This is a genomic window from Cyanobium gracile UHCC 0139 (assembly GCF_034931325.1).
Taxonomy (GTDB): Bacteria; Cyanobacteriota; Cyanobacteriia; order PCC-6307; family Cyanobiaceae; genus Cyanobium; species Cyanobium gracile_B.
Genome location: NZ_JAYGHX010000012.1, coordinates 45,020 through 58,836, shown reverse-complemented (window position 1 = coordinate 58,836; position 13,817 = coordinate 45,020). Strand labels below are relative to the sequence as shown.

The window sequence follows — 13,817 nt, the reverse complement described above, 5'->3', positions numbered from 1 at the left end:
GGTCCTGTTCAGCCGGCCATGGTGACGAACTCCTCGGCCACCGAGGGGTGCAGGGCCATGGTGCGGTCGAAGTCGGCCTTGGTGGCGCCCATGCCGATGGCGATCGCCGCCATCTGAATGATCTCGGCGCTGTGCTCGCCCACCATGTGGCAGCCCACCACTTTGTCGGTGGCGCTCTCCACGATCAGCTTCAGCAGCACCCGGGGCCCCCGGGCCGGCAGGGCCTGGGCCATGGGCCGGAAGCGGGCCCGGTGCACCCGGATGCCCTCGGCACCGAAGCGCTCGATCGCCGCCTCCTCGCTCAGCCCCACCCCAGCCAGTTCCGGCTGGCTGAACACGGCGCTGGCCACCAGGTCATGGTTGACCTGGCGGGGCTTGTTGCCGTAGACGGTGTCGGCGAAGGCCCGGCCTTCGTCCACCGCCACCGGGGTGAGGTTGATGCGGTCGGTCACATCGCCGACCGCATGGATGTGGGGCACGTTGGTGGTCTGGTCGGCATCCACCGGGATGCGGTGGCCTTCCACCGCCACCCCGGCGCATTCCAGCTGCAGCCCCTCAAGGAAGGGCCTGCGGCCCGTGGCCAGCAGCACGCCGCCGCAGGCCAGCACCTCGCCGCTCTGGGTGACCAGCTCCAGGGCGCCGGGCACGCCCGTGATGGCGGCGGGGCTGTGGGTGAAGCGGATCTCGATGCCTTCGGCCTCCATGGCCTCCTGCACCGCATGGGAGGCTTCCCGGTCGAAGCCCCGCAGCAGGTGGTCGCCCCGCACCAACAGGGTCACCGCCACCCCAAGGCCGTGCAGGATGCAGGCGAATTCGCAGGCGATGAAGCCCGCCCCCACCACCACGACCCGGTCCGGGAAGCTTTCCTGCAGGAACATGTCGTCGCTGACCCAGCCCAGCTCAGCCCCGGGGATGGTGGGCCGGTGCGGCCGGCCGCCGGCGGCGATCAGGATCCGTTCGCCCTTGAGGCGTCGGTTGGTCTCGCCGTCCTGGATCACCTCGATGTGGTGGGGATCGGCGAACCGGCCCCAGCCGCGCACCAGCTCGACGCCTGCCTTCTCCAGCAGGGTGATGTGCAGCTGATTGAGTCGGTCCACCTCCCGGCGCACGTTGGCGAGCAGCACCGAAGCGTCCGGTCGGAAGCCATCCAGCTGCCAGCCGTAGCTGGCGGCATCGGCGAGCACGTGGCGGTAGGCCGAGCCGTAGACCAGCAGCTTCTTGGGTACGCAGCCGCGGATCACGCAGGTCCCCCCCACCCGGTCGCCCTCCACGATCGCCACGGAGGCCCCGTAGGAGGCCGCCCGTTTGGCAGCGGCCAGGCCACCGGAGCCCGCCCCGAGGACGATCAGATCGAAGCAGTCGGTCATGGCAGCAGGGCGTCGTGGAGCAGGGTGCCTTCCAGCATGGCGTCCCGGAGATCGGTGTCCCGCAGATCGCAGCCGCGCAGATCGGCGTCCCTCAGGTCGGCCCCTCCCATGTTGGTGCCGTAGAGGCAGGCACCGCGCAGATCACTCCCCTGCAGCAGGGCCCCCTGCATCTGGGCGAAGCTGAGATCGGCCCCCTGGAAATCGGCCCAGCCCAGATCGGTGCGCTGATCGAGTCCGCCGCGGAAGTCGGCTTCCACCAGCCGGGTGGACCGCCAGCGGCTGTGGGCCCCGAGCACCCCCCGCAGGCAGCAGCGGTGCATCAGGGCGGCGCTGAAATCGGCCCCCTGCAGCCGGGCCGACGACAGATCGGCGTCGTGCCAGAAGGAGCCGCCGGCCTTGAGATCGGAGAGGTCGGCCCCCCAGAGCAGCGCCTGCTGGAAGCAGGCCGCCTCCACGTTCGCCCCCGCCAGTCGGGCGTGGCCGAAGCGGCCTTCCTTGAAGCAGCCGCCGTGCAGGTCGCAGTCGCCGAGATCGAGCGCCACACCATCAAGGTCCCCCAGCCGCAGGCCGGCGAAGTGACGGCGCCCCTTGGCCAGGGCGCGTTTGAGGGCGTCCAGGTCGACGGGGAGATCGGCGGGGAGCTCAGAGGATGGCCGCAAGGGCATCGAGTTGCTGGCGGCGGGAGGCGAGCATCAGCTTCCGGGCCTGGGCCAGGAGCTGGAAGACACCCTTGTCAATCACTTCATAGAACACCAGGCTGCCTTCGGGACGGCGACGCACCACCCCGGCGATGGTGAGCAGCTTGAGATGCTTGGACACCAGGGCCTGGCTGAGGCCGGTCTTCTCGACGACGGCCGTGACGTTCAGGGGGCCCGGGCGCAGGGTCTCCAGCACCGTGAGCCGGTTGGGTTCGGAGAACACCTTGAAGTAGTCGGCCAGAGATTCCATCGACCGCAGCGGGACCCAGGACTGGGGCAGACTACCACGCTTGCGTCTCAGATTGTTGATGCAGAATCGTGAAACCACAAGTCTGCATAGGGCGGATCACGTAGTATCACGATGTCGTTATGACGTGAGACAGCGTCGCCTCCCGATGACCGCCACCCTCTCCTCCCCTGCTGCGGGCTCATCTGTGGCCGCCCCGGCGGCCCCCCACCTGCGGGAAGACCTGCTGACGCCGCGGTTCTACACGACCCAGATCGCCAAGGCGGCCCGCACGGATCTGGAGCCGCAGCGGCCGGCCTTCGACGCGATGCTCGCCGAGATGGAGGCGGACTACAACCGCGACCACTTCGATCGCAAGGCACAGCTGGACCGGCTCCGGGACCTGAGCCCCGAGGAGAAGGAGGCCTACGAGAGCTATCTGGTGCGCTCCTGCGTGTCGGAGTTCTCCGGCTTTCTGCTGTTCAAGGAGCTCTCCCGGCGGCTGTTCCAGGCGCAGCGTCCCGAGATGGGGCGGCTGTTCCAGCTGATGGCCCGCGATGAGGCCCGCCATGCCGGCTTCCTCAACCGGGCGCTGGTGGCCGAGGGCATCGAGATCGATCTGCCCAGCCTCAGCACCAAGCGGCCGATCACCTGGTTCCCCCTGAGCTGGGTGCTCTACAGCGTCTTCCTGTCGGAGAAGATCGGCTACTGGCGATACATCCTCATCGACCGCCACCTCAAGGCCCACCCCGACAGCAACTTCGCACCGCTGTTCGATTTCTTCGAGCCCTGGTGCCAGGACGAAAACCGCCATGGCGACATCTTCAACATGCTGATCCGCTGCTGGCCGGCCCTGCGCCAGGGCCTGCGCGGCAAGCTGCTGAGTCGCTTCTTCCTGTGGTCGGTGTTTCTCACCCACAGCCTCACGGTCTGTGAGCGCGGCGAGTTCTACCGGATCCTGGGGATGGATCCGGAGGCCTTCGATGCCGAGGTGATGCGTCAGACCAACCGCACGGCCCGCCGGGCCTTCCCCTGGGTGTTCGATCTGGAGTCCGGCGGCTACATCGCCCTGCGGGATCGCCTCGTCGCCTGCTTCCAGGAGATGGGCGTCGCCCGCCGCCAGGGGGACGGCCCCCTGCGCCAGATCGGCCTGAGGCTGCGCTTCGGCGGGCTGCTGTGGCAGCAGTTCTGGCAGCCGATGGTGCGGGCGGAGGCGGGCTGAGCCCGGCCCTCCAGCGGTTTGTCCGGCAGGCCGTCCCATCGGATGGCTCAGCTTCTGTTCCCTTGCGTCCTTCCCCATGCCCCAGCCATTGATGACCCCCGCCTACCGCGATGCCTACAGCCGCATCAACGCCCTGGTGATCGTGGGTGAAGGCCTGGCGGACAGCCACTTCCGCCTGCTGGCCGGCCTCCTGCCGGAGGACCGCGACGACCTGATGCGCCTCGCCGCCATGGAGGGGCACCACGCCCGCGACTTCTCCGGCTGCGGCAGGCAGCTGGGGATCCGCCCGGATCTGCCGCTGGCACGCCGCCTGTTCGCACCCCTGCACCGGCTGTTCCGCGAGGCCGTGCGCAGCGGCGACCGCGTCAGCGCCCTGGTGATCCAGTGCCTGATCGTGGAGAGCTTCGCCGTGGCCGCCTACCGCTGCTACCAGCCGGTGGCCGACCCCTTCGCCGCGCCGATCATCCAGGCGGTGCTCACCGATGAGGCGGAACACCTCGAGTACGGCGGACGCTGGCTGGCGGCCTGGTTCCCGGAGGTGGCCGCACCAATCGCGGCCTGCTGCGAGCGCGCCCTGCCGATCGTGCTGGCCATGCTCCAGAGCGTCCGCGACGACCTGACGGCGATCGGCATCGATCCCACCGACGTGGTCGGCGAATTCGTGGCCTGCTTCCAGGCGGCGATCGAGACGGTGGGCTTCGAGCCGCGCCAGGCCCGGGGGCTGGTGGCGCGACTGGCCGGCAGGGCGGCGCAGGCGGCCTAGGTCAGAACCCAGCCTCATCGAGCATGCCCCGCAGCAGTTCGGCGCTCTGGCGCAGTTGGCCCATTTCCTTCTCCGTCAGGGCCATCTGCACCAGGGCGGCGGCGCCGCTGTCGTTGACGATCGTGGGCAGGCTCAGGCAGACATCGGGCAGGCCGTAGTGGCCGTGGCTGCGGCTGCTCACCGTGAGCATCTGGTCCTTGCTGCGCAGCACCGCCTCGACGATCTCGGCGGTGGCCAGCCCGATCGCCCAGGAGGTGCTGCCCTTGAGCCGGATGATCTCATAGGCCGCCTGGCGCACCTCGTCATGGAACAGCTCCTGAAGCTCCGGATCCGCCAGGGTGCGGCTGCCTTCCCAGCCGCCATCCACGAGCCCGGAGCCAGCCACCACCACCCGGCTCCAGACCGGCACCTCGGAATCACCGTGTTCGCCGATCACCCAGGCCTGGACGTCGTGGGGATCGATCCCCAGCCGGCGACTGATGGCCATGCGGAAGCGGGCCGAATCGAGCACGGTGCCCGAGCCGATCACCCGGTGGGCGGGGAAGCCGCTCAGCTGGCCGGCGATGTGGGTGAGCACATCCACCGGGTTGCTCACCACCAGCAACACCGCCCGGGGGCAGTGGAGGGCGATCGGCGGCACGAGCCTGCGGAACAGGTCCGCATTGCGCTCGATCAGTTCCCGCCGTGACTGGCCCGGCCGCTGGGCCACACCGGCGGTGATCACCACCAGATCCGCATCCCGTCCCTCCTCCTCCACGCTCCCGGCCCGCAGGTCGGTGCGGGGCAGGAAGGGCAGGCCATGGCAGAGGTCCATCACCTCCCCCTCCAGCCGGTCGTGGGCCACATCCACCAGCACCAGCTCCTCCTGGCAGCCCCGATGCAGGATCGAGACGGCGCAGGCCATGCCCACGGCGCCGCAGCCCACGATCACGACCTTGCGGCCGGGAAGGGTGCGCCCCCGCGCCTGGGCGCCGGTGGGCAGCAGCAGGTTGCAGAAGGGGGCGGCGGAGGTGCCGCCGACGGCCGGGGTGAGATCAGGCACCGGCGGCAGGAGCCAGGGGATGGCTCGAAAGGGTCATTGCCGGTGGGTTCGTTGGGGTCGGTTTCACTGCGCCTCCGCCCGGGGGATCGGGCCGTCAGCCCAACACAAACACCGCTGGGCGTCGCTGTCACGGCCCCGGGACCACCGCAGGGGGTGTTCCCCGCGGCCAGCAGCCGGAGGCCACCGGCTCCGGAATCCCTAGGTGTGGGCGCAGCGGGCGGTGCTGGTGGCGGTGTCGGCGACCGGGGTCCGGGGCGGCAGCGCCCCGGCACGCTCCTGCAGCCAGCCAGCCTGCAGGGCCAGGCTGCCGGTGCAACCGCCGAAGCGCAGCTCCAGCCAGGTGATCACCGCTGCGTCCCCAGCCACGATCGCTTCGATGGTCTCCTGTGGACGTGCCTGGTCCTGGTCTTTCGCAGGGGGATTGCGGAAGGCCTGGGCCAGGCGCAGCTCCTCCACCAGCTCCGGTCCCAGATACCAGAGCTCCACGTCCGCGCCCTTGCGCTGGCGGCGTTCCTCGATCAGTTCCCGCAGCTGGCCGTCCCCGCTGAGCTGGCCCAGGGGGGCCACCAGAAAGGAGAGGGAGCGCAGGGGCGCGGTGGTCGGGTTCTGGGTGGTGGTGGACATGGCGGAGGGGGGCGTGGAGGGGACGGGGGCGGGGAGCGAAGGCGGCGGATGCAACGAATTTGTTGCCACAGAAGCATGGAACAACAGTACCGTTATACCGTAGGCATCAGCGCCCCTCCGGGCCCGTTCTCCTTCGGTTCCGTCCCCCATGACCACCGCCATCCCTGCCGCCATCTCCGACCACGCCAGGCCCGCCGATGTCCTCGCCCGCAAGGGGTTCGGCCCCCGGGTGCGTCGGCTCCATGGCCGCATCGGTGCTGCCCACCACCAGGCCGAGGGCATGGCCTTTTCACGGTCGCTGCTGGCGGGGCAGGCCCAACCCCTCCAGCTGGCGGCCCTGATCCGTGCCCTTGCCCCCGCCTACGCCCTGATCGAGGCCCGGGGTCCCCTGCTCGCCGCCGCCCTGGGAGCCGAGGGTTTCCCCTGGGCCGACCTGGCCCGCAGCCAGGCCCTCGACCAGGACATCGCCAGGCTGGCCGTTGTCCCGGCCACGCCCGCTTCCGCGGCGGCCGCGATCTGGTTGGAGCATCTGCAGCGCCTGGCCCAGCAGGCCCCGCACCGGTTCATGGCCCACGTCTACGTGCGCTACGGCGGCGATCTCTCCGGGGGCCAGCAACTGGCCGAGCAGGCCAAGGCCATCCTCGCCAGCCAGGGCCTGCCGCCCGTGCAGTTCTGGGAGTTCCAGCGCCCCATCCCCGAGCTGAAGCAGGAGCTCCATGACGCCATCGAACGGATGGACCTCAGCGAAGACGAGGAGCTGGAGCTGCTGGAGGAATCGGTGATCGCCTTCCAGGACACCCAGCGGTTGCTGGCGGAGCTGGGGACCCTCGCCGCCTGACCACCTCTCCCCATCCCATCGGCCCCTTCAGCCCCCAACCCCCCTCCCCATGACACCTGCGGCCACCATTGCTCCTCGCCCCAGCACCCCGATCGATCTGCTGCTCAAGCACGACCGGCCCGTCCCCCGCTACACGAGCTACCCCACGGCCGCGGCGTTCCACGGGGGCGTCAGCTCGGCCGATCTGGAGGCCCAGCTGGCCCGCCCCACCGACGCGCCGCTGTCGTTGTACGTGCATGTGCCCTTCTGTCGCAACGCCTGCTGGTTCTGCGGCTGCAACCGCATCACCACCGGCGCCGGCTCGAAGGTGGTGGAGCCCTACCTGGAGGCCCTCTCCGCGGAGCTGGAGCTGATCACCCGCCTCTCCGCCCAGCGGCGTCGCCTCGCCCAGCTGCACTGGGGCGGGGGCACCCCCAACTATCTGACGATCCCCGAGCGCGAGCGCCTCTGGGGTCTGATCGAGCGCCACTTCGATCTGGCGAGCGATCTGGAGGCCTCGATCGAGGTGAATCCGGAAGCCCTCAGCCGCCAGGATGTGATGGAGCTGCGCCGCCTGGGCTTCTCCCGGATCAGCTTCGGCATCCAGGATGCCGACCCCCTGGTGCAGCAGGCGGTGAACCGGGTGGTGCCGGTCGACCAGCTGCGCCGGGCCATGGCCTGGATGCGGGAGGCGGGCTTCGCCAGCGTCAACGTGGATCTGATCTGCGGTCTGCCGCTCCAGACCCCGGAGCGGTTCGACGCCACCCTGGCCCTGGTGCAGGACCTGCGCCCCGATCGGGTGTCCCTGTTCTCCTTCGCTTACCTGCCCGAGCAACTGCCCCTGCAGCGCAAGATCGCGGCGACGGATCTGCCCAGCCAACTTCAGCGGCTGCAGATGCTCGACAGTGCCGCCGCCCGCCTGGGCGGGTGCGGCTACGACGCCATCGGCATGGATCACTACGCCCTCTCCGGCGACAGCCTGGCCGTGGCGGCCAGGGAGGGGCGCCTGCACCGCAATTTTCAGGGATACACCACCGGCGGGGAACTGGAGCTGCTTGGGGTGGGCCCCACGGCGATCAGCCAGTTCCCCGGCCTGTTCAGCCAGAACCAGCGGGATCTCAAGGCCTACGCCGCCAGCCTCGCCGCCGGCCAGCTGCCGGTGGAGCGGGGGCTGGTGGTCAGCGATCCGGAGGTGCTGGAGCGGCGGGAGCTGATCCGGGAGGTGATGTGCCAGTTCCGGGTGGTGATCAATCCGGAGCGTTATGCCGCCGAGTGGGCCGCCCTCGAGGACCTGGCCGAAGACGGCCTGGTGCGGCTCAGCCAGGCCGGTGGCCAGGGCCTGGTGGAGGTGACCGCATCGGGCCGCTGGCTGATCCGCACCGTGGCGGCGGTGTTCGATCCCTCCCAGCGCCAGGCGGCCTCCGGCTCGCGGCTGATCTGAGCGGCCTCAGCAGGGTTCCAGCACGCAGTTGATCTTCAGTTCGAAGGGAACGGCGCTGGCGGGCAGCCGCAGCAGCTGAGCGGTCAGGGCGGCCAGATCTTCGGGCTGCGTCATGGCCTCGGCCGGCAGGGCCGTCACCTGGGAGGCCATGGCGGTGTTGACCCAGCCCGGGCAGATCGCCGTCACCCGGATGCCGGCGTCCCAACCCTCGTTGCGCATCGACTGGCACAGGGCCATCAGGGCGAACTTGCTGCAGGGATAGGCCGTCAGGGAACCCTTCACCCGCTGGCCGCTCATCGACACCAGGGTGATCACCCGGCCGTCGCCGCTGGCCACCAGCGCTGGCCAGGCGGCCCGGGTGAGCCACCAGGGACCCATCAGATTCACGCGCCACAGGTCCTCGATCTCCCCTTCGCCGCCGGGCGGGAACAGCAGGCCCACCCGGGAGAAGAGCCCGGCGCAGTGGATCAGCCCATCGATCGCGCCGTACCGGGCCAGGGTCGCCTCCACCCAGGCCGTGGCCTGGGCGGGGTCGCGCGCCTCGTAGGGATGCAGGAGCACCCTGTCGGTCCCCTGGCGGGCGGTCTCCCGAAGCGGGCCTTCCGCCAGGGCGGCGGGATCCCGCAGGCCAAGGCTGAGCCGATGGCCCTCGGCCAGGGCCCGTTCCGCGATCGCTCGGCCGATGCCACGGCTGGCGCCGCTGATCAGCAGGGTGCGGGGTTTCTCCATGGCCGGCGACGGCGGCGGCGGGTGCCGAAATCCTGGCGGATGGCCAGGGAGGGGCCTTTTGGACCCGTCAGGAGATCACAAAAAGGAGCTGACCTTGTCGGCCAGCTCCGGGGGGACTCACCGTTGTCGGCGGCAGCTTCTCAGAGGGTGGATTCGCCGGATTCGCCGGTGCGGATCCGGATCACCGATTCCACCGGGGTGACGAAGAGCTTGCCATCGCCGATTTCACCGGTGTGGGCAGCTTCGGTGATGGCGGCGATCGCCGCGTCCACCTTGGCTGTGGGGACGACGATCTCGATCCTTGCCTTGGGAAGGAACTCGACGGTGAACTCCGTTCCCCTGTAGCGCTCGACCTGGCCCTTCTGGCGACCGAATCCACGGGAATCGGTCACCGTCATGCCGATGATGTCAAGGGCGACGAGTGCTGTCTTGATGGCATCCACCTTGGAGGGGCGGACCATGGCCGTGATCATTTTCATGGAAGGTTTGGTCGTCAGTTGGTCATTGGATGGTACGCCTCTTCCCCGTGAGCCACGAAGTCGAGACCGCGCTCTTCCTCTTCGATGCTGACACGAAGGGGCATCAGGACACCGAGAATCCAGAGAATAATAGCCGTACCCAGCCCGACAAATCCATAGGTGAGGATAACGGCTTTGAACTGGGCGATGAGCGGGCCGAAGTTTCCTGATTCCTCAAGGATCTTGGCCGACAAGGGGAAGGAATCCCCCGGCACAAGGGACTTGGAAGCGAGCATCCCCGTCAGCACGGCACCCATGCTCCCTCCGACGCCGTGGCGCAGGAAGGTGTCGAGCAGTCGTCAAACCGAATGGCCGACTTGATGGTGACCACAAGCAGGCAGGCGGCCGCCGTGAGGATGCCGATCAGGATCGAATGTTCCATGTCGACGAAGCCTGCGGCGGCGGTGGGGTTGAGGAAGGCGTGCCCCTCCGCCCTGGAGGCGACCATGCTGGCCCCGTTCAAACCGAACCAGAGGGGGGCGGCCACCAGCAGGATGAAGGGGACGGCGCGGGGCGGACGTTTGCGGTCGGGCCAGCAGGTGACTTGGCCGAGGATGGCGGCGGCCATGACCGCCGCCGTGGCGGAACCGATGGGAACCACCGTGCCGCCGGAGAAACGGATGCCCTCCACCAGGGCGAGGGACGTGGCGCTGATCGGGAAGCCGGCGGAGAGGGGCGGTTGCCCAGTGCGCCGCCAATCCCCTGCAGGACCATCCAGCCCAGGCCGCCGAAGAGGGGGCAGCCGAGGCCGACGTCGAAGGCCAGGCTGTACCCCGGTATCACCCAGGGAACGGCGGTGAGCCCCGGCAGGAAGAAACGCATCATGCGGCTGTTCCGCACATTCCTGGAATGCGATTCCCCTGGGCCGTTGATCCTGCAGCCCATCCAGAGTGCGATTGCAGAGGCGACCGAAAGTCGCCCGAGCGAACGACGACGGTGCATCCATCGGTGACCCATCCATCAGTGATCCATGCATCAGTGATCCATGCATCGGTGGGAGGGACACCTGGGACGAGGCGGATTTCACCATCAGTGCAGGGGAAGGAAGGCTGTGTAGCGAAACGCACAAACAGGACCTCCGGCCAGCGAACGGTCACAAAAAAGCCGGGGCTGGGCCCCGGCGTGATCGTTGTCGCGGCCTCGGGGCTCGGCTCAGGCGACGGCGGCGGCGGCACGATCGAAGTAGGTGCCCACCTCGGACATCAGGGCGGAGCAGTCACCGGGGGTGATGCCGTTGCGATCATTGGCGATGGCGATGGCGGCCTCCTTCATCTTGCGGATGCCTTCGGCCACGGAGGCGCCGGGCACGCCGAGGGCCAGGTAGGTCTCGCGGAGGCCGTTGAGGCAGCGGTCCTCGAGCACGGAGGCGTCGCCGGTGAAGATCGCGTAGGTGATGTAACGCAGGACGATCTCCATGTCGCGCAGGCAGGCGGCCATGCGGCGGTGGGTGTAGGCGTTGCCGCCGGGGGCGATCAGGGCCGGCTGTTGGTCGAACAGGTCGCGGGCGGCGTTGGTGACGATCTTGGATGCGTTGGAGGTGATGCGGTTGACCGTGTCCATCCGCTTGTTGCTCTCGGCCACCATGGCTCCCAGGGCGTCGATCTGGCCGGGGCTGAGGAATTCGCCGCGGGCGTCGGCTTGGGCGACGAGCTTGGTGAAGGCGTCGAACATGGGAATTGCTCGGAATCGAGGGAGATTGGAACTTTAGATTCGCCGGCCGGGGTTGTGCGAGCACTCCTGAGGACGCCCACCTGGCAGCTTGACTAGGGTGGTTGGCCCCTTCGCGCCTGCATGGCCGGCCCCGCACGCATGCCTCCCGAGCCGATGGACTGGGGTGCGCTGGCCCTGGCGGCAGCGCCAGTGCCGAGCGATCGAACGGATGGTCCCACCAGCTCCCAGGCCCTGCTGCGGCTCTTCGGCCGCCCGGAGGCCGAGGTCCGGGTCACGCTGTACCGCGACCACCACGCCTGGTGCCCCTACTGCCAGAAGGTCTGGCTGTGGCTGGAGGAGAAGCAGGTTCCCCACCGGACCTGCAAGGTGACGATGTTCTGCTACGGGCGCAAGGAGCCGTGGTACACCCAGCGGGTGCCCAGCGGCATGTTGCCGGCCCTTGAGCTCGATGGTCGCCTGATCACCGAAAGCGACCGCATCCTCGAGGCCCTCGAGCAGAGCTTCGGCCCCCTGGGGGAGGCGATGCAGTCGTCCCGGGCCCTGCCACTGCGCCAGCTGGAGCGTCAGCTGTTCCGCGCCTGGTGCCAGTGGCTCTGCGTCCCGGCCCGGGGGGCCGCCGAGGAGGCCAGGGGACGGGAGGGCTTCGACCGTTGGGCCGCACGGTTCGCGGCCGCTCTCGAGGCAGAACCTGGACCGTTTCTGCTCAAGGACCTGGGCACGGTGGATCTGATCTTCGTGCCCTACCTCGAGCGCATGAACGCCAGCCTGGCTTACTACAAGGGCTACCTGCTGCGGGAGCACCATCCCGCCATCGATCGCTGGTTCCGGGCCCTTGAGGCGCGCTCCACCTACCTCGGCACCCAGAGCGATTTCCACACCCACGCCCATGACCTGCCTCCCCAGATGGGTGGCTGTCATGCCAGCGGCAGCGGCGAGCAGCGGGATCTGGCCGAGCGGATCGATGCCGGGCCCTGGCCGATCGTCGCGCCACCCGGGTCCGACCCTGAAACCAGCCAGTGCGAGCCGGCCGACGCGGCCTCCGTGGCCCTGGCCCGGGTGCTCCAGCACCGGCGGCCCCTCCTGGCGCGCAATCCCCTTGGAGCCGAGGGGTTCGAGCGGCCGTTGCGCTGTGCCCTCACCCGGCTGATCACGGGCCAGGACTGTCCGCCTCCCCCCGGTTCGGCCCGTGGCCTGCGCTACCTGCGGGATCGCGTCAGCGTGCCCCGGGACATGCCGCTGCACGCCGCCCGCTTGCTGCGGCGCGCCCTGGAGGCCACTGCCCGCCTCGATCCGGCCGATCCTTTGGCGGAGGGGGAGCCGATCCCGCTGCAGCATCGCCGCGACCAGGATCCCTCCCCCTTCCTGGCCGCCGTGAACCGCCCCGTCGGCGGCGGCCCCTAGCGTTGAAGGTCGATGCGGGTGGAGGCCATGGCAGGCGTTTCGGGTCAGGCGCCCCTGGGGGGCCTCCTCCAGGGCTTCCGTCGGGGCCTTGGCGGCATGGTGCCGCCGCTGGCGGGGCTGTGCCTGGCCCTGGCGGCCGCCGCACCCGCCGCTCAGGCCCTGGAGCTTGGAGGCCGCACCCAGTTCGTCAGGGCCCCGTGGAAGGTGACCCTCACCAGCTACACCACCAACGTGGGCCAGTCGCCGGCGGAGTACTTCTTCACCGTCAGCCTTGATGAACGGGCGGGGGCCTCCCTCGGCGGCATGACCATCCAGCAGACCCGTGGTGCCGACTGGCAGTTCCCGTTTGCCGTCGAGCGCACCCGCGCCTTTCTCGGTGTGCCCCGCCGCGAGGGACGCCGCATCCCGGTGCAGGCGGAGTTCGATCCTGCCGCCCGGCGCTTCAGCCTCAGTTTCCCCGAGCCCGTGCCGCCCGGCGCGACCGTGACGGTGTCGCTGCGGCCCTGGTTCAACCCCGTCCAGGCGGATACGTACCTGTTCCAGGTGACGGCGATCCCGGCCGGCCCCGAGCCGGTGGCCAGCCCGGTGGGGGTGGGGACCCTGCGGATCTATCAGCCCAATGAGTGGTGAGGGGATCGGCCGACGCCGTTGGGCAGGCGCCAAGATGGAATCCCCACAGGATGCCAACGATGAAGGCCAGTTGGAACGGAAAGGTGATCGCCAGCAGTGACGACATCGTGACGGTGGAAGGCAATGCCTACTTCCCGGCCGATGCCCTCGATCCAGCCTGCATCCGCCCCTCCAGCCACCGCTCCTTCTGCGGGTGGAAGGGCGAAGCCCATTATTACGACCTGATCATCGACGGCAAGGAGAATGCCAATGCCGTCTGGTACTACCCGGAGCCGAAGGAAGCGGCCAGCAACATCCGGGGTCGGGTGGCGTTCTGGAAAGGGGTGACGGTGGCCTGAGGCCACGTTCGCTGCCAGGGCCCTGCCAGAGGATTCAGCTGCCCGGATATCGGAGTGTGCGCCACTCACCGCTGAGGGTGCTCACCTCCACGCCGATGCCGACGGGACCCTGCACGGGGCCAAACTCCTCCTGCCACCAGTTGAGCGCTTCGCTCCAGGCGGCATCGAGGGAGTCGTAGAGGTCGTCGAGGATGGGATGGGGATCACCCTGTTGATCCACCAGCCGATAGCTGCGGCACGTCTGGACGTTGCTGCGCGTCTGGGCGGTGCTGCGGGAGCGGGAGGACTGAGGTAAGGAGATCGCCACGTCTTGCCTCGTATACAGGATTG

The 13,817-nt window shown here is 69.2% G+C and carries 18 protein-coding genes; 7 read left to right on the top strand and 11 right to left on the bottom strand.

Annotation, left to right across the window (positions count from 1 at the left end; translation table 11 throughout):
• Positions 1–8 precede the first annotated feature (8 nt).
• Genes gorA through VB738_RS14925 form a run of 3 tightly spaced genes read right to left on the bottom strand, consistent with a single transcriptional unit; the run spans position 9 to position 2,315 of the window.
• Positions 9–1,367: a glutathione-disulfide reductase gene (gene gorA, locus VB738_RS14935; protein WP_323306500.1), complete on the bottom strand. Its 1,359-nt coding sequence runs from the start codon at positions 1,365–1,367 to the stop codon at positions 9–11.
• Entirely contained in the window at positions 1,364–2,032 is a 669-nt protein-coding gene (locus VB738_RS14930) for a pentapeptide repeat-containing protein (RefSeq protein ID WP_323306499.1), read from the bottom strand. Before VB738_RS14930 ends, gorA begins: the two co-directional genes overlap by 4 nt.
• Positions 2,010–2,315 carry an ArsR/SmtB family transcription factor gene (locus VB738_RS14925; RefSeq protein ID WP_094584033.1) on the bottom strand — a complete coding sequence of 102 codons (306 nt, stop codon included), beginning with the start codon at positions 2,313–2,315 and terminating at the stop codon, positions 2,010–2,012. Before VB738_RS14925 ends, VB738_RS14930 begins: the two co-directional genes overlap by 23 nt.
• Positions 2,316–2,460: 145 nt before the next feature.
• Between VB738_RS14925 and acsF the strand changes: the two genes are divergently transcribed.
• Positions 2,461–3,513: a magnesium-protoporphyrin IX monomethyl ester (oxidative) cyclase gene (gene acsF, locus VB738_RS14920; protein WP_323306498.1), complete on the top strand. Its 1,053-nt coding sequence runs from the start codon at positions 2,461–2,463 to the stop codon at positions 3,511–3,513.
• Between the two features lie 91 nt (positions 3,514–3,604).
• The gene (locus tag VB738_RS14915) at positions 3,605–4,276 is read left to right on the top strand and encodes a long-chain fatty aldehyde decarbonylase (protein WP_323306497.1); all 672 of its coding nucleotides are present in this window, start codon (positions 3,605–3,607) and stop codon (positions 4,274–4,276) included.
• A 1-nt stretch (position 4,277) separates the two neighbouring features.
• Here VB738_RS14915 and VB738_RS14910 read toward each other — a convergent pair whose 3' ends face one another.
• Both VB738_RS14910 and VB738_RS14905 read right to left on the bottom strand, forming a co-directional pair.
• Positions 4,278–5,207, bottom strand: a complete 930-nt coding sequence (locus VB738_RS14910; RefSeq protein WP_323306521.1) for an L-lactate dehydrogenase — start codon at positions 5,205–5,207, stop codon at positions 4,278–4,280.
• Between the two features lie 309 nt (positions 5,208–5,516).
• On the bottom strand, positions 5,517–5,942 hold the full coding sequence (locus VB738_RS14905; protein ID WP_323306496.1) for a hypothetical protein: 426 nt from the start codon (positions 5,940–5,942) through the stop codon (positions 5,517–5,519).
• 148 nt (positions 5,943–6,090) lie between these two features.
• On the opposite strand from VB738_RS14905, the gene VB738_RS14900 reads away from it, so the two are divergent.
• The gene (locus VB738_RS14900) at positions 6,091–6,780 is read left to right on the top strand and encodes a biliverdin-producing heme oxygenase (RefSeq protein WP_323306495.1); all 690 of its coding nucleotides are present in this window, start codon (positions 6,091–6,093) and stop codon (positions 6,778–6,780) included.
• Between the two features lie 49 nt (positions 6,781–6,829).
• Positions 6,830–8,200, top strand: coding sequence for an oxygen-independent coproporphyrinogen III oxidase (hemN, locus tag VB738_RS14895; RefSeq protein WP_323306494.1), 1,371 nt, complete (start codon positions 6,830–6,832; stop codon positions 8,198–8,200).
• A 6-nt stretch (positions 8,201–8,206) separates the two neighbouring features.
• Here the strand turns inward: hemN and VB738_RS14890 are convergent, their stop codons facing one another.
• From VB738_RS14890 to VB738_RS14870, 5 genes are all read right to left on the bottom strand, one after another.
• A complete protein-coding gene (locus VB738_RS14890) occupies positions 8,207–8,929 on the bottom strand; it encodes an SDR family NAD(P)-dependent oxidoreductase (RefSeq protein ID WP_323306493.1) in 723 nt (240 codons plus the stop codon).
• A gap of 140 nt (positions 8,930–9,069) precedes the next feature.
• On the bottom strand, positions 9,070–9,408 hold the full coding sequence (locus VB738_RS14885; protein ID WP_323306492.1) for a P-II family nitrogen regulator: 339 nt from the start codon (positions 9,406–9,408) through the stop codon (positions 9,070–9,072).
• A 14-nt stretch (positions 9,409–9,422) separates the two neighbouring features.
• A complete protein-coding gene (locus VB738_RS14880; protein WP_323306491.1) occupies positions 9,423–9,704 on the bottom strand; it encodes a hypothetical protein in 282 nt (93 codons plus the stop codon).
• Complete coding sequence (locus VB738_RS14875) at positions 9,689–10,078, bottom strand: hypothetical protein (protein WP_323306490.1); 390 nt, start codon at positions 10,076–10,078, stop codon at positions 9,689–9,691. Before VB738_RS14875 ends, VB738_RS14880 begins: the two co-directional genes overlap by 16 nt.
• A gap of 521 nt (positions 10,079–10,599) precedes the next feature.
• Positions 10,600–11,118 (bottom strand): phycocyanin subunit beta, encoded by a 519-nt coding sequence (locus VB738_RS14870; protein ID WP_323306489.1) that lies wholly within the window; start codon positions 11,116–11,118, stop codon positions 10,600–10,602.
• Positions 11,119–11,238: 120 nt separating this feature from the next.
• Between VB738_RS14870 and VB738_RS14865 the strand changes: the two genes are divergently transcribed.
• The 3 genes from VB738_RS14865 to VB738_RS14855 are packed head-to-tail and all read left to right on the top strand — an operon-like array spanning position 11,239 to position 13,487.
• Positions 11,239–12,519, top strand: coding sequence for a glutathione S-transferase (locus VB738_RS14865; protein WP_323306488.1), 1,281 nt, complete (start codon positions 11,239–11,241; stop codon positions 12,517–12,519).
• 27 nt (positions 12,520–12,546) lie between these two features.
• Positions 12,547–13,149 (top strand): DUF2808 domain-containing protein, encoded by a 603-nt coding sequence (locus tag VB738_RS14860; RefSeq protein ID WP_323306487.1) that lies wholly within the window; start codon positions 12,547–12,549, stop codon positions 13,147–13,149.
• Positions 13,150–13,208: 59 nt separating this feature from the next.
• A complete protein-coding gene (locus VB738_RS14855; protein WP_323306486.1) occupies positions 13,209–13,487 on the top strand; it encodes a DUF427 domain-containing protein in 279 nt (92 codons plus the stop codon).
• Between the two features lie 34 nt (positions 13,488–13,521).
• Here the strand turns inward: VB738_RS14855 and VB738_RS14850 are convergent, their stop codons facing one another.
• Positions 13,522–13,794: a hypothetical protein gene (locus VB738_RS14850; RefSeq protein WP_323306485.1), complete on the bottom strand. Its 273-nt coding sequence runs from the start codon at positions 13,792–13,794 to the stop codon at positions 13,522–13,524.
• Positions 13,795–13,817 lie beyond the last annotated feature (23 nt).